A 20,163-nucleotide genomic window follows, 5' to 3' on the forward strand; every position below is an offset into this window, starting at 1 on the left:
AGAAAGGAAGCGACATGGGAAGCATTTTGAATCTGCAGCCGGCCGCCACCACGATGTCGAGCCGCGAGATCGCAGAACTGACCGGCGCGCCGCACGACAGCGTGCTGAAAACGGTGCGCCGGCTGATCGCTGAGGGTATCGTTTCTGGGAACGAGACCCCCTACCAGCACCCGCAGAACGGGCAGTCTTACACGGAGTTCTGGCTGTCGTTCCGCGACACAATGGTGGTGGCATCCGGGTACAGCGCGGAGCTACGCGCTCGGATTATCGACCGTTGGCAGGCACTGGAGGCTACCTCAGCCGCTCCGGCGCCGGCGCCAGCGCTCACCGTGCCGCAATCGTTCGCGGCCGCGCTTCGTTTGGCGGCCGAGCAGCAGGATGTGATCGAGGTGCAAGCCGCCCAGCTCGCCGCCGCGGCGCCGGCCGTGGAGTTTGTCGAGCGCTACGCCGACTCGACCGGGACGAAGGGCTTCCGCCAGGTGGCGAAGCTGCTGAAGGTGAGGGAGCCGGAGTTCCGCCGCTTCCTACAAGCGGCAAAAATTATGTACCCACTGGGCGGCGAGTGGACCGCGTATTCCGAGCATATTGACGCCGGCCGTTTCGAGGTGAAGGTCGGCACTGCCCCAAACAGCCATGCCTACAACTCCGCGCGCTTTACGGCCAAAGGTGTGAAATGGATTGCTGGTGAATTGGCAAAGTGGCAGCTTGCGCAACGCGATGGAGGTGCACATGCCTGCTAAAACAATTTCCACTCCGACTCAGGAGCAGTTGCGGAGCGTGATCTCATATAACCCAGGGACCGGAGTGTTCACACGACTACATGCAACAGGATCGCAAGGCCCAGCAGGTCCGATCGAGGGATCGATCCGGCGCAACCATTGCGGAAAAGCGTACAGATGTTTCAAGGTTTTCGGTAGGTCCCACGCCGCGCATCGATTGGCCTTCGTATTCATGAGCGGTGAAGCGCCAGAGCAGGTCGACCATAAGAACGGGAATGGCCTCGACAATCGCTGGGACAACCTTCGCGCCTCAACAAACGATCAGAATGCGAAGAATCAGCGTCTTCGAAAGAGCAATACCAGCGGCCAGCTCGGTGTGTCCTGGCATAAGAAATCGCAGCAGTGGGCTATTCGAATCAACGCGGGCGGCCGGCGCATAAATTTGGGGTACCGCAAGTGCTTGGAAGACGCAATCGCCGTACGGAAGGCAGCGGAGCGCGAGTATGGCTACGCCGATAACCACGGAGAAGTTCGCCCTATCTACAGCGGTAAAAATCTTGAGGAGGGGGTGCGCCATGCGTGATTACTCCCCCCTGCGCGGCCTTGCCGCCGCCGGCCCGACCGTGCACCTGAAGTCAACCACCGTCGTGGAGCTGCTGGACGAGCTCGATCGCCTGCGCGCCGGCAGCGCCAAGCCGGCCAAGGTGAAGCGCAACGACTACCCAGCCGACTTCGAAGCGGTATGGGAGGTCTACCCCGCGCGCCCTGGCGACAGCAAAAAGGCCGCGCACAAGGCCTGGGCCGCGCGGCTGGCGGCCGGCGCGCTGGTATCGGAGCTGCTCGCCGGCGCCCAGGCATACGCTGCCTACGTCAAGGCGCTGAAGATCGAGCCGGTGTTCGTCAAGCAGTCGGCCACGTTCTTTGGGCCCAGCGAGTTCTACCTCGCCGACTGGACGGCTCCCGAGATCCAGAAGAAGGCGGCCGGCGGCAACTGGTGGGCGACCGACGCCACCATCCTGGCCAAGGGCGCGGAGCTGGGCTTGTCGCCGCGGTCGGGCGAATACATGGGGCAGTTCAAGGCCCGGATCGAGCTGGCCCTAGATCCTGGGATGGCGTCGCCGACTGCAGCTGCGCCCATCCGTCCGGTCGTCACGCCGCCGGCGCAGGCCCAGCCCGAGCAGCGCGCGCGCAAGCCCGAGGGGATCGGCGCCCTGAAAGATCTGGTGCGCCGTGACCCGCCACCGGCGAGAGCAGCATGAGCGAAAAGTCGTGCGCCCTGTGCGGCCACTTCAAGATGAAGGAGTACCCCGAACATGCCAAGGTCGGGGTAGGGCGCTGCGAGGGGCGGGCCGCCGACCGCGTCGACATGATCAAGCCCTTCGTGCCTTGGAACAGAGCGGCGTGCGAGAGGTACGCAGTTCCGACCAACCTCGAGGACCGCAAGGCCTGGGCGGAGAAGCGTGCCAACCCTGAGCAGAAAAACAATGCAGCAAAACCCAAGACGAAAGGATGAGATGAGCGATTCGCATGAAATGTTGACGTTCCACGCGCTGGACGACGAGAAGCCGACGAACCCGAAGGACCTGGTCGGCGTGCGCAAAGCGCCGATGTCGACCGTGCCGGCGACGGTGCTGGCCGAGATCGGGGTGGCGATGCTGGAGGGTGCGAGCAAGTACGGCAGGCACAACTACCGCGTGGTGGGCGTGCGTGGTTCCGTCTACTACGACGGCGTGATGCGCCACCTGATGGCCTGGTGGGAAGGGGAGGACATCGACCCGGATTCTGGCATGTCGCACGTGACCAAGGCGATCACCTCGCTCGTGGTGCTGCGTGACGCCATGATGCAGCGGAAGTTTACCGACGACAGGCCGCCGCGCGCGCTGCCGTTCTACCCGGCGCTGAACGCCGCCGCCGCCGACATCATCGACCGGTACGTCGATCGCAATCCGGTGCACTACACCATCACGCACGGAGGAATGCCGAAATGACCCAGACCCGACTCGGCTCGCTCATCGAGGCCATCATCAACGTCCTGATCGGGTTCAGCATCAATTTTTCGGCGAACATGCTGATCTTCCCGTTGTTCGGGTTCCACATCACGCCGGGCGCGAACTTCGCCCTGGGCCTGATCTACACCGTGATCAGTGTGGTGCGGTCGTATGCGGTGCGGCGTTGGTTCAATGCCAGGCTGCAGCGGTTGGCCAGCGCGGTGGCGACCTCGATCGAGGCGCGCCAATGACCGCGAAGCGCGCGCTCCAGGCACTGGGCCGGCTCAAGACCGGCACGATGAACAAGACCGAGGCCGCCTACGCCGCCACGCTTGACGCCCGGCGCCACGCCGGAGAGGTCGCCTGGTTCAAGTTCGAAGGGATCAAGCTGCGGCTGGCTGACAACACCTTCTATACTCCAGACTTTGCGGTAATGCTGGCGGATGGATCTCTCGAGGCTCACGAAGTGAAAGGCTTTTGGGCGGATGACGCCCGGGCGAAGATCAAGATCGCGGCAGACCTTTACCCATTTCGATTCATCGCAATTAGAGCACAGACGAAAAAGGACGGCGGAGGATGGGCCGTCGAAGAATTTTAAATGTATAGTGTCATTTCAATAATTCTTAAAAGAGGACGACATGAGGCGCTCTGAAATTTCCGATTTCCTTCAGCACTCGGCTGCTACAACGGCGCTCGCAGAGAAAATCCGTGCTGCAATATTGGAGGAGCCGAAAGGCAATACAGTTTCGCAACACGTGACTTACAGCAGTCTCCCGCACCATCCGACTAGTTTCGCTGCTGATTCACTTCACGCTCGCTTCATCGGCAGGCTTGAGTATATAAAACTGAAGGTCGAAGGGAAGGAGCTCTTGGCGGGGCAATATGTGTTTAGCAGGGTTATTGGTAAAGAAGAGTTCAAACTCCATCAACGGATTCGGTTCGTTCGCCCTGGAATGGTAGTTCTCCCAGATGAGACTCAGCTCAATCTGGATGATGATGATTGGGACGGGCCTTATGCACGTCAGATAAAGGATTCTTTATCCGCATTGCTTCTTTCAGATGTAATTGTTGATCTGGATGTATGGCAGCCAAATCAGTCATAAATCCAACTGATCAGTGGCGCGTGGTTGTAATTTGGAAAATCTCGGACGCAACTCATCTATTTGTGCTCGATGGTAATCTTGTGGAAATTCCACGGAGAAACCATGTTCGCCGAGCGCTACCTCAACGCACTGAGCACGTCCAACCTGCAGGATGACGATCAGCACCACCAGACGGAGCCGCTGGTCGCCGCGGCGCTTGCCGATCTGTCCGGCGGCTCGGGTGAGCTGTTCGGCACGATGTTGTTGCGCGCCCACATCGCCGGCGTGCCGCGTCAACCAGTTGAGAGTGCCGCGCGCGAGCTAGCCATACTGCTGCGCATCTGGACGGGCGAGGTAGCGCGCAAGGGCTTTGACCGCAAGTGGCTGGTGATTCAGGCGGAATGGGACATCAAGGCTGCTTACGGACGGTATGCCAAGATTGCCCGTATGAGCCTGGCGCACTGGCTAGGTGGCGAGTGTGGTACGTGCAATGGCACGAAGATGATCGAGCGCCGCACCTGCACGCACTGCGGCGGTACTGGCCGTGAGCCGATCCAGGGCGGCGCCCTCGAGCGGGAGAAGATTGCCGATATGGTGAGCGAGCTGGAAGGACTATTCCAGGCGCACAGTGCCAGGGCCGGCGCCAGGATGCGAAGGGCCGCATGACGCCAGTTTATAGCTGAGCAGTATTGCAAAGCGCAGAGACCCGGCGTAAACTACAGCCTTCACATATCCCTTGGTCACCGTAATGCGCGCTTCGGCGCCAACGCCAGCCAAGGCAGTCGAGCAGTCCAGCCAGCAGTAAAGCCGGCGCTCGCCCTGAAATATGTGCAGTACCCTACATCTTGGCCCGCCACTTCGGCGGGCTTTGTCGTTTACGCCCGAGGAGGTGTGCCATGAAGCGATAGATCCCGCCCGGCCCGGTCATCACGTAGAAGCGCGACGAAACGCGCACGGGATCACGGTTGCCCGAGAAGTGCCGGAGCGCCCGCTCGGCGAGACTTCGAAGAAGGCGCACACGAATACGAGAACGCGAACTGGCATCGGCCAGATCAGTCGAGCGCACCCAGCGCGCACCGACGCCGGACGCTGTAACCGGCAAGCCGCCCACTTGGCAGATAGCCCTAGGGCGCTGATAACGATGGCGAGATAGGCCCTCGGAAACGGGATGTATGCGGGCACCGCCATCGATAATCGGGAGTCGCGATATCACCCATCTGTTGAGTGCTTTAACTAGCCTGAAGAAGCGCGAACGGTTGCACGGCCGTGTATGTTAGCCGTTATTCCTTGCTCTCAGTCAGCTGGGCCATGGCGAGTTCTCACCTTTCCACGTCCACACCTTGAAATTTCGTGACAGCATGCAGAACGCAGTGAACAAAACTACTGCCTGGAATGCGGCGGTAAAGAGCAGTCCCTCCGTATCTTCACCGCTGAGATCAAAGATGTGATTGACACCAGCGATGTACAGGGCGGCAGCGACAAGAAGCAGAAGCATGTCGCGACCACGCTTCGGCGAAAGTGTATTGGCGCGCGAGAGCAAAATTACAAGGATAAAAGGGCTAAAAAACCAGCCGATGAACGGGAGCGACAATGCAATAGCTCCCGCGAGGTTCGCTTGAGTCTGGTTCGGCAGGTTGGTTGGTGGTGGCATGTAAAGACCTTGATGTATGGTTATAGTTGAGTCAGGATGCGACAATTGCTGGGTGAATCGATATCTTGAATGCTGCAACGCGGATTCTAGTCCGTTGCAGTACGTACAATTCTCTCCAATTATCACCAATTCTCACATATTTATTTCGGGAAATTTGGCTGGTCGCATCGATTTGATTTTCAGACGATAAGTCTCGGCGCCGAGCAATTTGCTGTCTCCCCGGTAGGTAGCATTGAACCCTTCGGGCTAGCCGCAACTTTCCTCCAGTCCCAATTCGTTTTTGCCGCCCCTGCAGTACTGCGCCGGGCGGCTTTTCTTTTTCCGAGGTCAGTCATGCGCATCAGCGTCGAGCACGAACTGGCATGGCTGCGCTACACGGTGCAACGCCAGCGTGAGCAAGCGGCCCATCAAGCCCGAGGTACTGTATGAACGAAATCGCCCGCGCGTACCGCGCCGAGATCCTGCGTGCTGTCCTGGGTGGCAATCCGCACCCAGCCAAAGCACACAACCTGACGCGCCTGAACCAGATCGCCGAGCACCTGGCCGAGTGCGAGGAAGTGCAGGTGATCCTGCGTGCAAAGGGCCACGGCCGCGCCGGCATGTCGTTCGTCGACATCGCGCGCAGCGTGCCCGAGAACGTCAAGCAGATCCTGCGCGATATCTTCAAGACGAAGCCCGCGCCGATTGCCCCTGACATCTCCGAGGCACACGAGCCATGGAAGGCAAGCTAATGGCGGCGGTGACAATCAAGCTGCGCACCCGCGTCGCCTGGTGGGTTCAGCCCGCTCTCGCAGCGGCCTTCGTGCTGGCCATGCTGGCGGACCGCTGGATCGACGCCATCGTCGACCGAGGCATCAAGGTCGAGTCAGTATGAAGCTCCAGCAGCTACGGTCAAACCTCCCACCCGCAGCCAGCCGGGTCAACATGTTGCCCACTCAACGTCCGGATGTGATCGAACGGAAGCGCGGCTCGGCGGGCGTTCGTGATCGCGATCGCATCCGCGCCCGTGACTGCGGCCTGTGCCAAGAGTGCCGGCGCCAGGGCAAGACAACCCTCGGCGGCCCGGTCGACCACATCATCCCGCTCTGGAAGGGCGGCAGTGATGACGAAAGCAACAAGGAAGTGCTCTGCGTTCCATGCCACGACGCCAAAACGGCGCGAGAGGCAGCAGAGCGCGCTCGAGGATACTAGATGAATCCGATCAAACTGAACACCCGGCGGCTCGATCAGACGGTTCACCACGCTGTTCTGGACCACGAGCAGCTGAAGGCTCTGGTCCTTGACGCCGTGACGAAGGCTGCGGGCGTGACCGTCGACCGTCGTGCAGTCCGCGTGGATCAGCTCTACCTGAGCAGCAGCATGGGCAGTACCGGGACTGAATACCGGGCAACCTGCACGATCGTCATCGACCATCAGGCGCAGCCGACCAATCCGGACGACGCGGCGGGTCCCGGCTGAGTTGCGTGGGAGAAACTATCGGAGCCGAAAGTTTCGATTTGGAAATGTTTCTAGGATGAAATGGGGAGGGGGTGTTGCATCTCTGCAACCCCTTCCGCAAGGACACCGACTCCTCCCTCACGCGCAGAAAAAAGTCCCCCTGGAGGAAATTGTTAATGGCTTTAACAGGCAAAAAGCGAGCCTTCGCCGATGCCGTTTTGGCCGGGTTCTCCAATAAGGAAGCGGCGATTCGCGCCGGCTTCAGTGAAAAAACTGCGTCGGCTGCCGGGTCTCGAAATGTTAAAGACCCGGATGTTAAAGCTTACCTCGAGGAACGGCGTGGAAGTGCTGGCGGCACCCTCGCTGGCGCGAAGGTTGGCCCAGCGCCGACGCCGCCAGAGAACCTGGTTGATATCCCTTCGACCACCGATCCGATGGAGTTCCTGACGAACCTCATGAACGAGCCGACAGCCGATATCCGCATCCGCGCGGACGTGGCGAAGGCGATGTTGCCGTTCAAGCACCAGAAGCTGGGCGAGGGCGGTAAGAAGGATCAGAAGAATGAGAACGCCAAAAAGGTCGCTAGTCGCTTCGCCGCTGCGGCGCCGCCACAGCTCAAGGCAGTGAAGTAAGGATAACGATATGGAATGGTCTACCGCCTGTCCGGATTGGGAAGACAGGTTGAAGGCCAAGCTGTCGATCATTCCGCCGCCCATCTTCCCCGACCAGGCGGAGCAGGCGCTGCGGATTTTCAAGCAGCTCCGGGTCTGCGACCTCCCGAAATCGATTTGGGACGAGGATCTAGGCGAATACCGGAGCCCGAACTTCGGCGAATGCAGCGAGCAGTGGGTGTTCGACTTCGTCGCTGCGATCTTCGGCGGATACGATGCGGAAACCGGGCAGCAGCTTATTCGTGAGTACTACCTGCTGATTAGCAAAAAGAATACGAAATCGACGATCGCTGCCGGAATCATGCTGACCGCGGTCATCCTGTGCTGGCGCAGTGAGGAGGAGCACCTGATCTTGGCCCCGACCAAGGAGGTCGCCGACAACAGCTTCAAGCCGGCCGCCGCCATGGTGCGCGCCGACGACGAGCTGATGGCAATCTTCCACGTGCAGGACCACGTTCGAACCATCACGCACTTGGTGTCGAAAGCATCGCTCAAGGTGGTCGCGGCGGACACCGACACAGTCTCCGGGAAAAAGTCCGGGAAGGTGCTCGTCGATGAGCATTGGCTGTTCGGGAAGCGCGCCAACGCCGAGGCGATGTTCATGGAGGCGCTTGGCGGCCAGGTGTCGCGAGATGAAGGATGGGTCATCTTCCTGACCACCCAGAGCGACGAGCCGCCGGCTGGCGTGTTCAAGGAAAAGCTCAATTATTACCGTGATGTCCGAGACGGCAAGATCGAAGATCGGAAGTCGCTGGGGGTGCTGTACGAGTATCCGCCGGCGATGGTGAAGGCGAAAGCCTACTTGGACCCGTCGACCTATTACCTCACGAACCCGAACATTGATCGCTCCGTCAGCGCTGAGTGGCTCGCAGATCAGCTCAAGAAGCTGCTGCACAAAACCGACGGCACGCTGCAAATCTTCCTGGCGAAGCACTTGAATGTGCAGATCGGGATGAATCTGCGTGCAGACAGATGGGTCGGCGCTGACTTCTGGGAGCGCCAAGCAAAGGCGCCAGGCATCACGCTCCACGAGCTGCTCGAGCGCTGCGAGGTGGTCACTGCCGGCATTGATGGCGGCGGCCTAGATGACTTACTGGGGCTGGCTTTCGTAGGTCGCGAGCGGGGCACCGGTAAATGGCTCGCCTGGACGCGCGCCTGGGCGCACCCGATCGCAATGGAGCGCCGCAAAAGCGAAGAGAGCAAGTACGACGACTTCCAGGAGCAGGGCGACCTAGTGATCATTGAGGAGTTGCCCGGCGACGTCGCCCAGGTGGCCGCCGTGGTCAAGGAAGTCAACGAGTCCGGCCTGCTCGCATCCGTCGGCCTGGATCCAGAAAAGACCCACAAGGTCATGTTTCAGGCGCTCGTCGACGCGGAGATCGATGAGAAAAAGTGCTTTGGCGTCTCACAAGGCTGGAAATTGATCGGCGCAATCAGCGTCACTGAGCGGAAATTGGCCGAGGGCGTGCTGCTGCACGGCGGCCAGCCGCTCATGAACTGGTGCGTCGGCAATGCCAAGATCGAGCCGCGCGGGAACGCTGCGCTCATCACCAAGCAAGCGTCGGGCAGCGGCAAGATCGACCCGCTGATGGCGCTTTTCAATGCCGTCCAACTGATGGCACTGAACCCGGAGCCAGCACAAACCACTTCAATTTACGACGAGGGCGTAACGATATGAGCTTCATCGACTGGGCGACCCTCGTCGCCGGCATTCTCGGCCTGGCATCGATCACGATCGGCGCTGGCATGATCTATCTGCCGGCCGGCTTCATTGTCGCTGGCGCTGGCCTGCTGTCATGGTCGTACATCGTCGCTCGCGCCCTGGCGCGCGGCGGCAAGGGGTAACGGATGTTCGCCAAACAGTTTTTCAGCCCACAGATCGCGACCGGAAATGGCGGCTGGTTATCCGGCCTGGGTGGCGCCCGGTCCGAAGCCGGCCCACTCGTTACAGTCGAGTCTGCTCTATCGCTGACCGCGGTGCAGAACTGTGTGACCCTGCTCGCGGAAAGTATTGCGCAATTGCCGCTTGAGCTTTTCCGCCGCACCGAAGACGGCGGCAGGGAGGCGGCAAAGGATCACCCGCTGTATCGCATCCTCGCCTATACACCGAACGAGTGGCAAACGCCGCTCGAGTTCCGCGAGCAAAGCCAGTTGTCGGCCGGTACCCGGGGCAACTCGTACAGCATTATCGGTCGCGACCCGGACGGAACCGTTACCGGTCTATACCCGCTCTCGTGCGAGACGGTGCAGGTGATGAAAGGCCCGGACCTGCTGCCGTATTACCGGATCGATGGCCAGGATCCTGTCCCCCAGCGCATGATTCACCACGTGCGCTGGTGGAGCCTGAACGGCTACGTCGGCGTCTCGCCGATCATGCTGCATGCGAATTCCATCGGATACGCGCAGGCGATCCAGCAGTACGCTGGCAAGTCGTTCCTGAACGGCACGGCGCTCTCTGGGGTGATCGAGCGGCCTCGCGAAGCGGCACCGATCAAGGACCAGGGCGTGATCGACAGGATCACGGACAAGTGGCAGCAGATGTACGGCGGCAGCAGCAACGCGAAGCGCGTGGCCATGCTTCAAGAAGGAATGACCTTCAAGCCGCTGTCGATGACCAACGTCGACGCGGAGCTGATCCCCGCGCTGAAGTTGACGTCTCTGGACATTGCGCGCATCTACAAGGTCCCACCGCACATGATCGGCGAGCTGGACAAGGCGACGTTCTCGAACATCGAGCACCAGGCTATCCAGTTCGTCATTTACACCCTGCTGCCGTGGATAAAGCGGCACGAGCAGGCCATGATGCGCGACCTGCTGCTCCCGAATGAGCGTGATGAGTATTACATCGAGTTCAACGTCTCCGGGCTGCTGCGCGGTGATCAAAAGTCGCGTTACGACGCCTATGCAGTGGCGCGCCAGTGGGGCTGGCTGTCGGTGAACGACATTCGCCGGCTCGAAAACCTGCCACCGATCAAAGGCGGCGACGTCTACCTCCAGCCGCTCAACATGGTCGACGCGGCGAAGCCATTGCCGGCACAAATGCCAAAGGCTACCGCCGAGGCAGTGGCCGAAATCGAAGGAATCCTCGCATGAAAAACCGTTTCCGCATCGCCGGCATGATTTTCAATCAGCCGCTGATGGTGACCGAGTCAATGCTGGACCAGGCTGCGGCCTGGGCCAACCAGCAAATGAGCCTGAATATCGTCAACCTGAGCGTCAACGGCGGCCAGCCGAAGATGATGGAAGACGACGACGGTCCTTACGAAAGCGCGGCGATGCGCGCTGAATCGGCGCGCCGCCAGACGATCGCCGACACCGGCGTCGCCATCATCCCGGTACACGGCGTGCTGGTGAGCCGCAGCATGCAGTTGAATCCCTGCGAGACGATGACCAGTTACGAGCAGCTGCGCAGCCAGGTGAACGCAGCGCTCGCCGATCCCGCCGTCGAGCAGATCGCCTTCGACATCGACAGCCCTGGCGGTAGCACCGTTGGCGCTTTCGAGCTGGCCGACTTCCTGTACGAAGCACGAGGTGTCAAGCCGATGAGCGCGATCACCCACTACAGCGCGTATTCGGCCGGCTACCTGTTGGCGTCGGCGATCGGCAATGTCTCAATGTCGCGCACCTCGGGCGTTGGCTCGGTCGGCGTGATCGCCAAGCACCTGGATGTGTCTGCCCGCAACGAGCAGATGGGCGTCAAAGTGACCACGGTCTACGCTGGCGCTCACAAAAACGACCTCAGTCCGCACGAGCCGCTGTCCGACCAATCGCTGAAGTTTCTGAACGACATGGTGCAGGGATACTACGGCCAGTTCGTCGACTCGGTTGCTAGGTACCGCGGAATCAGCGCTGACGCTGTACGCGGCACTGAAGCCGGTGTGTTCATGGGGAAGCAGGGCGTAGACGTCGGCTTCGCCGATCGCGTCGAGACGCCGCAGGCGACCATAGACCGTATCGCCGCACAGGCCCGCGAGGCTCGGGTCGCCCGAAGTACCAAACAATCCATCGGCGCCCGCGCGAAAGCCATGGCGCTCCAGTCCCAAATTTGACCGCGTTCGCGGGACAAGCAACCAAGCCGCCCTCGAGGCGGCTTTTTCAATTCTAGGAGAGGCAATATGCCAACCATCAATGAACTCCGCAGCGAACGCGCCAAGGTCAACGCCAGCGTCCAAGCTCTGGCCCAGATCGAAGCCGGCGGCGGCGAACTGACCGCCGCCCAGTTGCAGGAATTCACCGACCTGCAAGCAACCTTCGCCAACCTGACCGCGCAAATCGCACGCATGGAGGCGGCCGAGAGTATCGCCGCTGCCGCGGCCGTGCCGGTCGACCGCGCGCTCGCCGCCTCGCACCAGCCGGCCGCGCCGCCGGCTGCCGCTGCTCCCGCAAGCATGCCGGCGCGTCCCCGCACCCCTGACCTGCCTGGCGCTGGCATGTCGCGTATGGTCCGCGCGCTTGTCGTCGCCGGCGGCAATCAGCAAGTCGCCGCCAAATTCGCCATGGACAACCAGTTCGGCGAGGAAGTGGCGATGGCCCTCAATACGCTGACCCCTGGCGCCGGCGGCGTTCTGGTGCCGTCGAACATGGCCCGCGAAGTGATCGAGTTGTGGCGACCGCAGTCGGTGGTGCGCCGCCTGGGCGCGCGCTCGCTGCCGCTCAACAACGGCAATATCACCCTGCCGCGCCTGAAGGGCGGCGCAGTGGTCGGCTACACCGGTAGCGACACCGACATCCCCACGACCGGCCAGACGTTCGACAACCTGAAGCTGTCGGCCAAGAAGCTGACGGGCCTGGTGCCGATCTCGAACGACCTGTTGGCATATTCGGGCACTAGCCCGAATGTCGACAAGCTGGTCGTGGATGATCTGACCGGTGCCATGAGCTCCCGCGAAGATAAAGCTTTCATTCGCGATGATGGCACTCTCGATACCCCGAAAGGCCTGCTGGCCTGGGCGCTCTCGGGCTTCAAGATTGCCGCTTCCGCCGGCGACACGCTGCAGAAGATCGAGACCGATCTGAACAAGCTGATCCTGTGTCTCGAAGGCGTCAATGCCAACATGGGCGCCCCCGGCTGGATCATGTCGCCACGCACCTTCCGCTTCCTGGAAGGCCTGCGCGACGGGAACGGTAACAAGGTCTATCCGGAGATGAAGGATGGCAACCTGAAGGGCTACCCGATCGGCAAGACCACCCAGGTGCCGAACAACCTGGGCGCCGGCTCGAACGCGTCCGAGCTGTACTTCGTCGACTTCAATGACTGCTTCATCGGCGAAGACGAAACCCTGATGATCGATTATTCGAAGGAAGCGACCTACAAGGATGACGGCGGCAACGTGGTCAGCGCCTTCCAGCGCGACCAGACCCTGGTGCGCGTGATCGCCAAGCACGACTTCGGCCCTCGCCACCAGGAATCGATCGCGATCCTGACCAGCGTTACCTGGGGCGCGTAAAGCCGCCCGAGCGCCGGCCTGCGGCTGCGGGCCGGCTCAATCCCTTCGATAGGAACCCATCATGCAAACGGTTGAATTCATCAAGCCATGGAAAATCTACAGCCCTGGCGATATCGCCGGCTTCGAACCAGAACAGGCCAAACGCCTAATCGAGGGCGGCGCCGCCAAGGAAGCGCCGGCGGAAGAGAAGCCAGCTAAAACCACCAAGTAACCCATGAGCCCCGCACACGTCGCCCGGCTCGCCAAAGTGCGCGCCGAGGCGGAAGTGCCGGGCACGATCGTCGTCATGCTGGCCCGCCCTGGCGCCACATGTCGATTTCCCCAGATGACATAGTCGGCAAGGCCGACGACGAGTTGCTGGCGTTCATCGCCGCGCGGCTCGCCGAGCAATGAAAGGCCGCACATGGCAATCCTGCAAAAACTCCCTGCGTTCGCCAAAGCGGTGCTGCGCGGCGTGCACAACTTCGAATCGCACGCTTTCAAGGCCGCGCTGACGAACGTGGCGCCGGCGGCGAGCGCTGCAGTGCTGGCCGACATCAGCCAGGTGAGCGGCGGGGCGTACCCGGCTGGCGGCTATACCCTGAAGGGCGTCACATTGACCGATGCCGCTGGCGTCGCTAAGGTAGCGATCGCCGATGAGGTGATCACTGCCACCGGCGGGGCCGTCGGAGGCCTCCGTTTCGCTGTCGTGTACAACGATACCGCCGCGGGCAAGCCACTGGTCGGCTATGTCGACTACGGCTCGAGCATCACGCTCAACGATGGCGAGGATCTGAAGCTGGATTTCGACCCTGATGCCGGCGTGCTGACGTTGACCTGACCATGACCCCAGACCAACAAGCGGAACTGCGCCAACAGGCGCTTTCCCGGCCGGACTGCGCCGCGGCGCTGGCGGACAAGGACTGCCAGGCGCTGGCCGAGTTGCTGTCGGCGGGCCGCGCCCGAGGCAACGACCGCGAGGTCGGCTACGGCACTATCATCGATGTGATTGGGATCAGCGCGGGCAACCAGTTGATCGACTTCATCCAGGCCCAGCCGGAGATGCGCCACGTGCGCCCGCTGCTCGAGCAAGGCCGGCTGCGCATAGGCTCGGCGCTGGTTCAGGCCTCACTGCAGGCGTTTGTCGTCGCCGGGGCCGTGACTCAGGCGAACGCCGATGCGCTGTGCGCCCTCGGCCTGCATCCCGACCCGCTGACCGCTCAGCAGGTGGGCGAGGCCCTGTTCCACCCCGACGGGAGCGAGAAATAATGGCGATCACGAAACAGCCTGTCACCATTCTGGCATCGACCAACGTCCCAGCCGGCACCACCGCTGCGGCGCCGGTCGCCGGCGCCGCCATCGACGTGCGCGCCTTCGCCGGCGGCGAGTGGACGTACAAGATCACGAACGGCACCAGCGCGCCGACCGTCCCATGCACTCTGGTGCTGCAGACGTCGCACGACGGCGCCAAGTGGTACGACTACTTCATGGTCGGCGGCACAACCGGTGCGAGCGGTGTCTCGAGCGGCTCGGTCGCAATGAGCGCGGGCGTGATGTACGCGCGCTTGATCGCCTACGGCAACACCACGAACGCGGTAACGGTCGAGTCGTACCTGCAGGCCAAGGTGGGCTGATATGCCAGGGATGCGCTATCAGCCGCAGCGGCTCATACGGCTGAACCGCAGCAACCCACTCGGTGCGCGAGTCCTGGAGTACCTTCCGCTGGGCATCGCCCAGAGGGGCCTGGTGTCCGGTGATCCGATCACGTTTGGCCCTGGCGGCTCGATCCAGGCCACGCCGCGGGGTATCGCCCTGCGAGGTTCAGGCAGTGGCGAGCGAGCACGCGTACCGTTTAACCTGTCCGACAAGCCGAAGCTGTCGATCGCATTTTGGTTGTCGTGGGACGCCTTCGCAAACGATGATCGACTTGCATTTGAGCTAACGCCCGATGCGGCGCCGAGTTTTTCAGGCGGGTTCGCATTCGATCCTAATAGCTCGTCGGGTCGGGTAGAAATTTTCGGCGCCTACCGTAACACGGCTACTTTTTCATCAAATTTTGCCCGGCCGAGTGCGGGCCAATTGCACCGGTACATGATCGTGTTCGACGGGACAACAGTTCCGGCGCTATACATTAACGGGGTTGCGCAAAGTCCGGCTATCGCGCTGGATCCGGGCGGAGCAGGCGAGGGCTGGGCAAGCGGTGCGACTCTCAATTTATTGAGCCGAAACGGCACTGCGCTTTTTGGCCTGGGCAGCTTGCAAGACGTCGTTTTCTACGATGGCGCACTGTCCGCTCGCGAGGCGCTGTCCGACTACCAGAATCCCTGGCAGATATTCGAGGGCGAAGACGACGACGCTCCGGCCGAAGCGGCTGCCAGCTACTCGCTGACGGTCGACCGCGCTGCGCTGACTGTGACCGGTGGCCAGGTGGGCATGAAGGTGTCGCGCCGGTTGCGCGCGGCACCGGCGGCGCTGACGGTGGCGGCCGGCCTGGTCGCAATGCGCGCGGCGCGTCGTCTGCGCACTCAGCCTGCCGGGCTTGCCCTGGCGACCGGGCCTGTCTCGGTGCGCGCCTCGAGGCGCTTGACTGTGCAGCCTGCTGCCCTCGATGTCCTGGCTGGCCAGGTGCGCATGGCGGTGTCGCGGCGGCTCGGCGTGCAGCCGGCGGCGCTGGCCGTGACGGGGCAGGGAGTCGCGTTGCGCGCTGGTCGGCGCTTGAAGGTTGCCCCGGCGTCCCTGACGTTGGCCGCTGGCCCGGTGGGCATGCAGTACGCCCCCGCGCCGCTGGCGGGCTCGTACACGCTGCCAGTCTCCGCCGCGGCGATGACCCTAGGCGGCGGTAGCGTCCGCATGCGCGTGACGCGCCGGTTGCCGGTGGTTGGCGCGCAGCTGCAGCTTGCCGCCGGCGCTGCTCGCATCCTGGCTGGCCGCCGTCTCGTCGTCTCGCCGGCGCCGCTGGTCATGTCATTCGGCCAGGCGGGCATGCGCGCCGCGCGCCGTGTGCGCGTGGGCACTGCGCAGCTGGCGATCGCCGGCGGCAACGTGCAGCTCCGATACAGCTCCCAAGTCGAATACACCCGGGCGCCGGTTGGCGCTGGCTACGCGCCGCAGCGCGCGGCAATCTCGACCCGCCCGGCACAAATCGGTGGCCACCGGCCGCCAGCAATACAGGAAACGACCCGATGAGTTGGAAACTGATCACGCCGCCCGATGGCCTTGCGGTGTCAATCGGCGCTGCGCGTGGCGCCGCGCGCGCCAGCGGCACTTCGCTCGACGCGGAGCTGGAGGGGAAGGTTCGCGGGTACGCGGAAGAGGCCGAGCACGAGATTAGCCGTGCGCTGATCCATCAGACCTGGCGTTTGACCCTTGACCATTTTCCAGCCGCCATCCAGCTGCGTTATCCGCCGCTGGTGCGGGTTGATCATGTCAAGTTCTACGATCAGGCCGGCGCGCGGCAAACGCTCGACCCGCAGGACTACCTGATCGACGGCGAGAGCGAGCCGGGATACATCGTGCCGGCGCCCGGCCGCACCTGGCCGGCGGCGGCCCGCCGGATCAACGCCGTCGAGGTGCAAGTCGAGTGCGGATACGGCGCCGACGAGACGGCCGTGCCGCCATCCATCAAGGAATACATCTTGGGCATGATTGCAAACGATTACTACCCCAATCCGAACGTGAAATACCTGAGGCGCTTGCTTCATCGCCATGTGGTGTACGGATGACTGCGCCGTTCCGACTCGGCGAACAGGCCACGATCGAGAGGCGTGTTGTCGGTAGAGACCCGGATTACGGCACCCCCATCGAAAGCTGGGAAGTAGTGGCCAAGGATATCTGGTGCAACGCGCAGGACCAGCTGCCGAGCCGCGGCGAGTCCGTGAGCAACGGGCTGGCCACCTCAGTGACGCGCACGCGCCTGCGGATCCAGAACGACGATCGGATCACGACGGCCATGCGGGTCATCCTGCATGGCAAGCGCGATCGGGTCATGCAGATCATCGCCGGGCCCGCGCAGCTAGACGATCGGCGGCATACCGAATTCATGTTGGAGGGCTTCAAAAATGGTTAACCAAACTATCGTGGGCGGGCGAGAGCTCGACGCCATGCTGAAATCTCTTCCTGTGAAGACCGAGCGAAATATTTTGCGCGCCGCCCTGCGTGCGGGCGCCGCCGTCTTCCGCGAGGAGGTGAAGGCCAAGGCGCCCGTCGACTCGGGTGCTCTGCGCCGGAGCATCAAAGTCTCGACGAGCTCAAAGAAAGGGCGCGTCACCGCGAAGCTCATGGTCGGCGGCAAGCTTGCGCCTCACGCCCATCTGGTCGAATTCGGCACGAAGCCGCACACAATCAGATCGAAGAAGGGTGGAGGGCTGACTATAGGCGGCGGCGTCGTCTTTTCAGCCGACCACCCGGGCGCGAAGCCGCACCCGTTCATGCGGCCGGCGTTCGACGCCAAACCGCCAGCGGCCATCCAGGCCGTCGGCCAGAAGATCCGCGAACGACTCACCAAAGAGGGGCTTAACGTTCCGGCACCGGAGGCAGAATGAAAATCCGAATGACGCAAACGGTGCAAGGCTCGCTAGATGGCGTGACCGTGCGCGAGCTGGTCGAGGGCAGCGAGTACGAGACGGTCGACTCGCCGCGCGGCGCGCGCTTGGCCCGCCACCACATCAAGCAGGGCGTCTCCGTGGCGGTGGTCACGGAAGCCCCTGAGCCTGAAGCAGTTGATCCTGGCGCTGCTGCTGTACCTGAGCCAGGTCCAGCAAAGTCCAGGCGGCGCAAATGAGCGCGGTCATGATCATGCGCTCGCTGTTGGTCGGCCATGCGCCCCTATGCGCGCTCGTGCCGCCGACGAGCATTGTGGCCGGCGACGTCGATCTCGACTCACTTCCCGCCATCGGCATTCGAGAAATCAGCGCCGTCGAGCAGGACACCGTGGCCCGGGCAGGCAATTCGCTCGTTAAGGCGCGTGTACAGGTGACCGTCTACGCCAAGTCCTACCCGCAGCAGAAGGCCATCCTCCGCGCGGCCAGGCTCGGCGTCGGAGTGTTCACCGGCCAGATCGCCGGCTATGCGGTGCGCAGCGTCTTGCGGGAGGGCGTCGGCCCCGACATGGGCGACCCGGCGGTACCGACGTTCGAGCAGTCCCGCGACTTCATCGTCGCCTACATCGAGCCATAGCCAACTCGATCCTTCATACAGCCGCCTCCGGGCGGTTTTTTTACGTCCGTTTTTGCAGCCCGCCCGCTCCGCATCCAGCAGCGGGCTTTTTTCATAGGAGTTTGACCATGGCAGGAATTGATTTCGATACCGTCGCCGGCAGTAAGTTGTACATCTCGGTCGCGGCGCCGACCGTCGCCGAGGGCGCGGGCGCCGCAGCAGCATTCGCGCTGCTCACCTGGGTGGAGGTCGGCCAGCTGACCTCCGTTGGCAGCGTGGTCGGTCGCGAGTATGCGACGTCCTCGCTCACCACCATCGGCGATGCGCAGACGCGCGAGAAAAAAGCGTCGTTCAAGCTGCCCAACGCCGAGTTCGAATGCGCCTGGGCCGAGGATGACGCCGGCCAGATCCTGATCGCGGCCGCGTCGAAGGACTACTCGGTCCCGTCGTTCAAGCTGGTCAAGCAGGACACCGAGACCACCCGCTACTTCACGGCGCAGGTTTCGAAGTTCGTCGAGAACAACGGCACCAGCGATGACGCCGTCAAGGGTGCCTTCACCCTGCTGCGCCAGACCGACTCGGTCACCGCTTAACCATCAAGGCCAACTGGCCATCACCTGGCACCGACCGGCCACCGTCTTCCTTCGCGGGAGCGGTGGCAGGCACGGGCATCATTTTTTACCCGCGAAAAAGGAAATACCATGGATAACCAAAACACCGCCGCTGTTGCCGCCTTCATCCCAGCCGCCTTCAGCCTGGCCGACTTCGAAGCGCAAGACACCGCCTTCCTGGAAGTGCAGAACAAAAAAGGTGACGGCCCGCTGCTGCTGAACGGCCTGCCGGTGCGCGTTGAGATCCGCAGCCCAGGCACCAAGGAAGCCGCGCAGGCCCAGCACAAGCTGGAAACCGCCGCCACCACCCGCACTTACGCCGCGATGCGTGGCAAGGCCAGCAAGGAGACGGTGGAAAGCAAGCGCGCCGAGCGCATCGAGAAGCTCGAGGCCGTCACCGTGCGCTTCGAGAATTTCCCGGTCTCGCCGAAAGAGGTCTACGCCAACTCGAAGATGGATTGGCTGACCGACCAGGTGGCCGCGTTCCACGGTGACTGGGCAAATTTCTAACAGTCGCCGGCGATGATCTGAGCCTGTATGTCCGGCACAGTGCCTGGCTCAGCGCTGCGCCGGAAAAGGCCGAATCCGATAAGTCGAAGGCGCCCTCCAAGACAAGGGTGCAGCGCCTGAAGGATTCCGCTCGCGACGAAGACTTCGAGCCCGACATGCCGCCGGCGGGCGCCGCCGAGTACCTGCTGCGACACTTCTGGCAGGCCGGGCCGACGAAGGGTGACGCTGCGATCGACAACACCGAGCTTCGGCACTACCAGGAAAACGAGGGCATCAGCCTGTCGCCCTGGGAGTGCAAGACGTTGCGCCGGTTGTCGATCGAGTACTTGAACGAATCGTTCAAGGCCACGAAGCCAGATTGCCCGCCGCCGTTCACGGAGTCGACCGACGCCGCGAGGCTCAAGCAGGCCGAGATGGACCGCGCGCTGAGCGTGTTCTTCAGCTAGCGCGAATCGCTGACCAGGAAACGCAGATAGCTATTCGCGCTGGTGTAACATTGCCTTCTCATAACAGGAGGCAGCATGGCATTGGTCGATTGTAAGGAATGCGGCAAATCAGTTTCGGACAGCGCTCTGGCATGCCCGCATTGCGGGGTTGGCCTGCCAGCGATGTCTGCCACTGAGAAAAAGGAAATGGCAGTTGAGATGCAGCGGGCGAGCTACGGCCGAATTGGCGGTTTAGCTTTTTTCGCCGGCATCGCTTGGGTATGCCTCCCGATGCTGACCGGCGAAGGGAAAGAGGCGGTCGTATCTGCATGGGGACCCGCTAAGTATTTGATCTTTGGCGGGCTACTCGCCTATGTCGTTGCAGAAATAGACCGGAATTTAAAACTTCGGCGTACACATAAAAAGTAGCGCTGCTGGCCAGGGCAGAATTTTACAAAGCCACCTTTCGAGGTGGCTTTTTTTATTGGG

General features: G+C 62.2%; 34 protein-coding genes. 33 read left to right on the forward strand and 1 reads right to left on the reverse strand.

Annotated elements, in window-relative coordinates:
* Positions 1–14: 14 nt before the first annotated feature.
* From AC56KW_RS24760 to AC56KW_RS24800, 9 genes are all read left to right on the forward strand, one after another.
* Complete coding sequence (locus tag AC56KW_RS24760; RefSeq protein WP_497173287.1) at positions 15–740, forward strand: phage antirepressor KilAC domain-containing protein; 726 nt, start codon at positions 15–17, stop codon at positions 738–740.
* Positions 730–1,302, forward strand: a complete 573-nt coding sequence (locus tag AC56KW_RS24765) for an HNH endonuclease (protein WP_497173288.1) — start codon at positions 730–732, stop codon at positions 1,300–1,302. The genes AC56KW_RS24760 and AC56KW_RS24765 overlap by 11 nt, the downstream gene beginning before the upstream one ends.
* Complete coding sequence (locus tag AC56KW_RS24770; RefSeq protein ID WP_497173289.1) at positions 1,295–1,978, forward strand: hypothetical protein; 684 nt, start codon at positions 1,295–1,297, stop codon at positions 1,976–1,978. Before AC56KW_RS24765 ends, AC56KW_RS24770 begins: the two co-directional genes overlap by 8 nt.
* The gene (locus AC56KW_RS24775) at positions 1,975–2,232 is read left to right on the forward strand and encodes a hypothetical protein (protein ID WP_497173290.1); all 258 of its coding nucleotides are present in this window, start codon (positions 1,975–1,977) and stop codon (positions 2,230–2,232) included. Before AC56KW_RS24770 ends, AC56KW_RS24775 begins: the two co-directional genes overlap by 4 nt.
* Before the next feature lies 1 nt (position 2,233).
* Complete coding sequence (locus AC56KW_RS24780) at positions 2,234–2,707, forward strand: dATP/dGTP diphosphohydrolase domain-containing protein (RefSeq protein WP_497173291.1); 474 nt, start codon at positions 2,234–2,236, stop codon at positions 2,705–2,707.
* A complete protein-coding gene (locus AC56KW_RS24785) occupies positions 2,704–2,958 on the forward strand; it encodes a DUF7220 family protein (protein WP_497173292.1) in 255 nt (84 codons plus the stop codon). Before AC56KW_RS24780 ends, AC56KW_RS24785 begins: the two co-directional genes overlap by 4 nt.
* A complete protein-coding gene (locus tag AC56KW_RS24790; RefSeq protein WP_497173293.1) occupies positions 2,955–3,305 on the forward strand; it encodes a PDDEXK family nuclease in 351 nt (116 codons plus the stop codon). The genes AC56KW_RS24785 and AC56KW_RS24790 overlap by 4 nt, the downstream gene beginning before the upstream one ends.
* A 40-nt stretch (positions 3,306–3,345) precedes the next feature.
* Positions 3,346–3,810 carry a hypothetical protein gene (locus AC56KW_RS24795; protein WP_497173294.1) on the forward strand — a complete coding sequence of 155 codons (465 nt, stop codon included), beginning with the start codon at positions 3,346–3,348 and terminating at the stop codon, positions 3,808–3,810.
* Positions 3,811–3,912: 102 nt separating this feature from the next.
* Positions 3,913–4,455: a hypothetical protein gene (locus AC56KW_RS24800; protein ID WP_497173295.1), complete on the forward strand. Its 543-nt coding sequence runs from the start codon at positions 3,913–3,915 to the stop codon at positions 4,453–4,455.
* 631 nt (positions 4,456–5,086) lie between these two features.
* Here AC56KW_RS24800 and AC56KW_RS24805 read toward each other — a convergent pair.
* Complete coding sequence (locus AC56KW_RS24805) at positions 5,087–5,440, reverse strand: hypothetical protein (protein WP_497173296.1); 354 nt, start codon at positions 5,438–5,440, stop codon at positions 5,087–5,089.
* Between the two features lie 425 nt (positions 5,441–5,865).
* On the opposite strand from AC56KW_RS24805, the gene AC56KW_RS24810 reads away from it, so the two are divergent.
* The 24 genes from AC56KW_RS24810 (at position 5,866) to AC56KW_RS24925 (ending at position 20,103) form a co-directional block, all read left to right on the forward strand.
* Positions 5,866–6,171, forward strand: a complete 306-nt coding sequence (locus tag AC56KW_RS24810) for a hypothetical protein (protein ID WP_497173297.1) — start codon at positions 5,866–5,868, stop codon at positions 6,169–6,171.
* Entirely contained in the window at positions 6,156–6,314 is a 159-nt protein-coding gene (locus AC56KW_RS24815) for a hypothetical protein (RefSeq protein WP_497173298.1), read from the forward strand. Before AC56KW_RS24810 ends, AC56KW_RS24815 begins: the two co-directional genes overlap by 16 nt.
* The gene (locus AC56KW_RS24820) at positions 6,311–6,631 is read left to right on the forward strand and encodes an HNH endonuclease (RefSeq protein ID WP_497173299.1); all 321 of its coding nucleotides are present in this window, start codon (positions 6,311–6,313) and stop codon (positions 6,629–6,631) included. The genes AC56KW_RS24815 and AC56KW_RS24820 overlap by 4 nt, the downstream gene beginning before the upstream one ends.
* Positions 6,632–6,898 (forward strand): hypothetical protein, encoded by a 267-nt coding sequence (locus tag AC56KW_RS24825; protein ID WP_497173300.1) that lies wholly within the window; start codon positions 6,632–6,634, stop codon positions 6,896–6,898.
* 155 nt (positions 6,899–7,053) lie between these two features.
* Positions 7,054–7,509 carry a terminase small subunit gene (locus tag AC56KW_RS24830; RefSeq protein ID WP_497173301.1) on the forward strand — a complete coding sequence of 152 codons (456 nt, stop codon included), beginning with the start codon at positions 7,054–7,056 and terminating at the stop codon, positions 7,507–7,509.
* Positions 7,510–7,519: 10 nt separating this feature from the next.
* Complete coding sequence (locus AC56KW_RS24835; protein WP_497173302.1) at positions 7,520–9,226, forward strand: terminase large subunit; 1,707 nt, start codon at positions 7,520–7,522, stop codon at positions 9,224–9,226.
* A complete protein-coding gene (locus AC56KW_RS24840; RefSeq protein ID WP_497173303.1) occupies positions 9,223–9,393 on the forward strand; it encodes a hypothetical protein in 171 nt (56 codons plus the stop codon). Before AC56KW_RS24835 ends, AC56KW_RS24840 begins: the two co-directional genes overlap by 4 nt.
* A gap of 3 nt (positions 9,394–9,396) precedes the next feature.
* Positions 9,397–10,641: a phage portal protein gene (locus tag AC56KW_RS24845; protein WP_497173304.1), complete on the forward strand. Its 1,245-nt coding sequence runs from the start codon at positions 9,397–9,399 to the stop codon at positions 10,639–10,641.
* Positions 10,638–11,597 (forward strand): S49 family peptidase, encoded by a 960-nt coding sequence (locus AC56KW_RS24850; RefSeq protein WP_497173305.1) that lies wholly within the window; start codon positions 10,638–10,640, stop codon positions 11,595–11,597. Before AC56KW_RS24845 ends, AC56KW_RS24850 begins: the two co-directional genes overlap by 4 nt.
* Positions 11,598–11,663: 66 nt before the next feature.
* Entirely contained in the window at positions 11,664–12,995 is a 1,332-nt protein-coding gene (locus AC56KW_RS24855; RefSeq protein ID WP_497173306.1) for a phage major capsid protein, read from the forward strand.
* Between the two features lie 61 nt (positions 12,996–13,056).
* Complete coding sequence (locus tag AC56KW_RS24860) at positions 13,057–13,206, forward strand: hypothetical protein (protein WP_497173307.1); 150 nt, start codon at positions 13,057–13,059, stop codon at positions 13,204–13,206.
* A gap of 192 nt (positions 13,207–13,398) precedes the next feature.
* On the forward strand, positions 13,399–13,815 hold the full coding sequence (locus AC56KW_RS24865) for a hypothetical protein (protein WP_497173308.1): 417 nt from the start codon (positions 13,399–13,401) through the stop codon (positions 13,813–13,815).
* 2 nt (positions 13,816–13,817) lie between these two features.
* Positions 13,818–14,243 (forward strand): hypothetical protein, encoded by a 426-nt coding sequence (locus tag AC56KW_RS24870; RefSeq protein WP_497173309.1) that lies wholly within the window; start codon positions 13,818–13,820, stop codon positions 14,241–14,243.
* Complete coding sequence (locus AC56KW_RS24875; RefSeq protein WP_497173310.1) at positions 14,243–14,608, forward strand: hypothetical protein; 366 nt, start codon at positions 14,243–14,245, stop codon at positions 14,606–14,608. Before AC56KW_RS24870 ends, AC56KW_RS24875 begins: the two co-directional genes overlap by 1 nt.
* Positions 14,609–14,618: 10 nt before the next feature.
* Positions 14,619–16,160, forward strand: coding sequence for a LamG-like jellyroll fold domain-containing protein (locus tag AC56KW_RS24880; RefSeq protein WP_497173311.1), 1,542 nt, complete (start codon positions 14,619–14,621; stop codon positions 16,158–16,160).
* Positions 16,157–16,696: a head-tail connector protein gene (locus AC56KW_RS24885; protein WP_497173312.1), complete on the forward strand. Its 540-nt coding sequence runs from the start codon at positions 16,157–16,159 to the stop codon at positions 16,694–16,696. The genes AC56KW_RS24880 and AC56KW_RS24885 overlap by 4 nt, the downstream gene beginning before the upstream one ends.
* Positions 16,693–17,040 (forward strand): phage head completion protein, encoded by a 348-nt coding sequence (locus AC56KW_RS24890; protein WP_497173313.1) that lies wholly within the window; start codon positions 16,693–16,695, stop codon positions 17,038–17,040. Before AC56KW_RS24885 ends, AC56KW_RS24890 begins: the two co-directional genes overlap by 4 nt.
* Positions 17,033–17,515 (forward strand): HK97-gp10 family putative phage morphogenesis protein, encoded by a 483-nt coding sequence (locus AC56KW_RS24895; protein ID WP_497173314.1) that lies wholly within the window; start codon positions 17,033–17,035, stop codon positions 17,513–17,515. Before AC56KW_RS24890 ends, AC56KW_RS24895 begins: the two co-directional genes overlap by 8 nt.
* The gene (locus tag AC56KW_RS24900) at positions 17,512–17,754 is read left to right on the forward strand and encodes a hypothetical protein (protein ID WP_497173315.1); all 243 of its coding nucleotides are present in this window, start codon (positions 17,512–17,514) and stop codon (positions 17,752–17,754) included. The genes AC56KW_RS24895 and AC56KW_RS24900 overlap by 4 nt, the downstream gene beginning before the upstream one ends.
* The gene (locus AC56KW_RS24905) at positions 17,751–18,149 is read left to right on the forward strand and encodes a hypothetical protein (protein ID WP_497173316.1); all 399 of its coding nucleotides are present in this window, start codon (positions 17,751–17,753) and stop codon (positions 18,147–18,149) included. The genes AC56KW_RS24900 and AC56KW_RS24905 overlap by 4 nt, the downstream gene beginning before the upstream one ends.
* A 107-nt stretch (positions 18,150–18,256) precedes the next feature.
* A complete protein-coding gene (locus AC56KW_RS24910; RefSeq protein WP_497173317.1) occupies positions 18,257–18,721 on the forward strand; it encodes a hypothetical protein in 465 nt (154 codons plus the stop codon).
* Positions 18,722–18,829: 108 nt separating this feature from the next.
* A complete protein-coding gene (locus AC56KW_RS24915; RefSeq protein ID WP_497173318.1) occupies positions 18,830–19,249 on the forward strand; it encodes a hypothetical protein in 420 nt (139 codons plus the stop codon).
* A 107-nt stretch (positions 19,250–19,356) separates the two neighbouring features.
* On the forward strand, positions 19,357–19,695 hold the full coding sequence (locus tag AC56KW_RS24920) for a hypothetical protein (RefSeq protein WP_497173319.1): 339 nt from the start codon (positions 19,357–19,359) through the stop codon (positions 19,693–19,695).
* Positions 19,696–19,770: 75 nt separating this feature from the next.
* Positions 19,771–20,103 (forward strand): zinc ribbon domain-containing protein, encoded by a 333-nt coding sequence (locus AC56KW_RS24925; protein ID WP_497173320.1) that lies wholly within the window; start codon positions 19,771–19,773, stop codon positions 20,101–20,103.
* Positions 20,104–20,163: the final 60 nt, after the last annotated feature.

Source organism: Telluria sp. RT2P19, assembly GCF_059685725.1.

What these genes read in the sequence shown, in the direction of transcription:
- AC56KW_RS24760 (WP_497173287.1), top strand. Translation starts at nt 15, where the DNA reads ATGGGAAGCATTTTGAATCTGCAGCCGGCCGCCACCACGATGTCGAGC.
- AC56KW_RS24765 (WP_497173288.1), top strand. Translation starts at nt 730, where the DNA reads ATGCCTGCTAAAACAATTTCCACTCCGACTCAGGAGCAGTTGCGGAGC.
- AC56KW_RS24770 (WP_497173289.1), top strand. Translation starts at nt 1,295, where the DNA reads ATGCGTGATTACTCCCCCCTGCGCGGCCTTGCCGCCGCCGGCCCGACC.
- AC56KW_RS24775 (WP_497173290.1), top strand. Translation starts at nt 1,975, where the DNA reads ATGAGCGAAAAGTCGTGCGCCCTGTGCGGCCACTTCAAGATGAAGGAG.
- AC56KW_RS24780 (WP_497173291.1), top strand. Translation starts at nt 2,234, where the DNA reads ATGAGCGATTCGCATGAAATGTTGACGTTCCACGCGCTGGACGACGAG.
- AC56KW_RS24785 (WP_497173292.1), top strand. Translation starts at nt 2,704, where the DNA reads ATGACCCAGACCCGACTCGGCTCGCTCATCGAGGCCATCATCAACGTC.
- AC56KW_RS24790 (WP_497173293.1), top strand. Translation starts at nt 2,955, where the DNA reads ATGACCGCGAAGCGCGCGCTCCAGGCACTGGGCCGGCTCAAGACCGGC.
- AC56KW_RS24795 (WP_497173294.1), top strand. Translation starts at nt 3,346, where the DNA reads ATGAGGCGCTCTGAAATTTCCGATTTCCTTCAGCACTCGGCTGCTACA.
- AC56KW_RS24800 (WP_497173295.1), top strand. Translation starts at nt 3,913, where the DNA reads ATGTTCGCCGAGCGCTACCTCAACGCACTGAGCACGTCCAACCTGCAG.
- AC56KW_RS24805 (WP_497173296.1), bottom strand. Translation starts at nt 5,440, where the DNA reads ATGCCACCACCAACCAACCTGCCGAACCAGACTCAAGCGAACCTCGCG.
- AC56KW_RS24810 (WP_497173297.1), top strand. Translation starts at nt 5,866, where the DNA reads ATGAACGAAATCGCCCGCGCGTACCGCGCCGAGATCCTGCGTGCTGTC.
- AC56KW_RS24815 (WP_497173298.1), top strand. Translation starts at nt 6,156, where the DNA reads ATGGAAGGCAAGCTAATGGCGGCGGTGACAATCAAGCTGCGCACCCGC.
- AC56KW_RS24820 (WP_497173299.1), top strand. Translation starts at nt 6,311, where the DNA reads ATGAAGCTCCAGCAGCTACGGTCAAACCTCCCACCCGCAGCCAGCCGG.
- AC56KW_RS24825 (WP_497173300.1), top strand. Translation starts at nt 6,632, where the DNA reads ATGAATCCGATCAAACTGAACACCCGGCGGCTCGATCAGACGGTTCAC.
- AC56KW_RS24830 (WP_497173301.1), top strand. Translation starts at nt 7,054, where the DNA reads ATGGCTTTAACAGGCAAAAAGCGAGCCTTCGCCGATGCCGTTTTGGCC.
- AC56KW_RS24835 (WP_497173302.1), top strand. Translation starts at nt 7,520, where the DNA reads ATGGAATGGTCTACCGCCTGTCCGGATTGGGAAGACAGGTTGAAGGCC.
- AC56KW_RS24840 (WP_497173303.1), top strand. Translation starts at nt 9,223, where the DNA reads ATGAGCTTCATCGACTGGGCGACCCTCGTCGCCGGCATTCTCGGCCTG.
- AC56KW_RS24845 (WP_497173304.1), top strand. Translation starts at nt 9,397, where the DNA reads ATGTTCGCCAAACAGTTTTTCAGCCCACAGATCGCGACCGGAAATGGC.
- AC56KW_RS24850 (WP_497173305.1), top strand. Translation starts at nt 10,638, where the DNA reads ATGAAAAACCGTTTCCGCATCGCCGGCATGATTTTCAATCAGCCGCTG.
- AC56KW_RS24855 (WP_497173306.1), top strand. Translation starts at nt 11,664, where the DNA reads ATGCCAACCATCAATGAACTCCGCAGCGAACGCGCCAAGGTCAACGCC.
- AC56KW_RS24860 (WP_497173307.1), top strand. Translation starts at nt 13,057, where the DNA reads ATGCAAACGGTTGAATTCATCAAGCCATGGAAAATCTACAGCCCTGGC.
- AC56KW_RS24865 (WP_497173308.1), top strand. Translation starts at nt 13,399, where the DNA reads ATGGCAATCCTGCAAAAACTCCCTGCGTTCGCCAAAGCGGTGCTGCGC.
- AC56KW_RS24870 (WP_497173309.1), top strand. Translation starts at nt 13,818, where the DNA reads ATGACCCCAGACCAACAAGCGGAACTGCGCCAACAGGCGCTTTCCCGG.
- AC56KW_RS24875 (WP_497173310.1), top strand. Translation starts at nt 14,243, where the DNA reads ATGGCGATCACGAAACAGCCTGTCACCATTCTGGCATCGACCAACGTC.
- AC56KW_RS24880 (WP_497173311.1), top strand. Translation starts at nt 14,619, where the DNA reads ATGCGCTATCAGCCGCAGCGGCTCATACGGCTGAACCGCAGCAACCCA.
- AC56KW_RS24885 (WP_497173312.1), top strand. Translation starts at nt 16,157, where the DNA reads ATGAGTTGGAAACTGATCACGCCGCCCGATGGCCTTGCGGTGTCAATC.
- AC56KW_RS24890 (WP_497173313.1), top strand. Translation starts at nt 16,693, where the DNA reads ATGACTGCGCCGTTCCGACTCGGCGAACAGGCCACGATCGAGAGGCGT.
- AC56KW_RS24895 (WP_497173314.1), top strand. Translation starts at nt 17,033, where the DNA reads ATGGTTAACCAAACTATCGTGGGCGGGCGAGAGCTCGACGCCATGCTG.
- AC56KW_RS24900 (WP_497173315.1), top strand. Translation starts at nt 17,512, where the DNA reads ATGAAAATCCGAATGACGCAAACGGTGCAAGGCTCGCTAGATGGCGTG.
- AC56KW_RS24905 (WP_497173316.1), top strand. Translation starts at nt 17,751, where the DNA reads ATGAGCGCGGTCATGATCATGCGCTCGCTGTTGGTCGGCCATGCGCCC.
- AC56KW_RS24910 (WP_497173317.1), top strand. Translation starts at nt 18,257, where the DNA reads ATGGCAGGAATTGATTTCGATACCGTCGCCGGCAGTAAGTTGTACATC.
- AC56KW_RS24915 (WP_497173318.1), top strand. Translation starts at nt 18,830, where the DNA reads ATGGATAACCAAAACACCGCCGCTGTTGCCGCCTTCATCCCAGCCGCC.
- AC56KW_RS24925 (WP_497173320.1), top strand. Translation starts at nt 19,771, where the DNA reads ATGGCATTGGTCGATTGTAAGGAATGCGGCAAATCAGTTTCGGACAGC.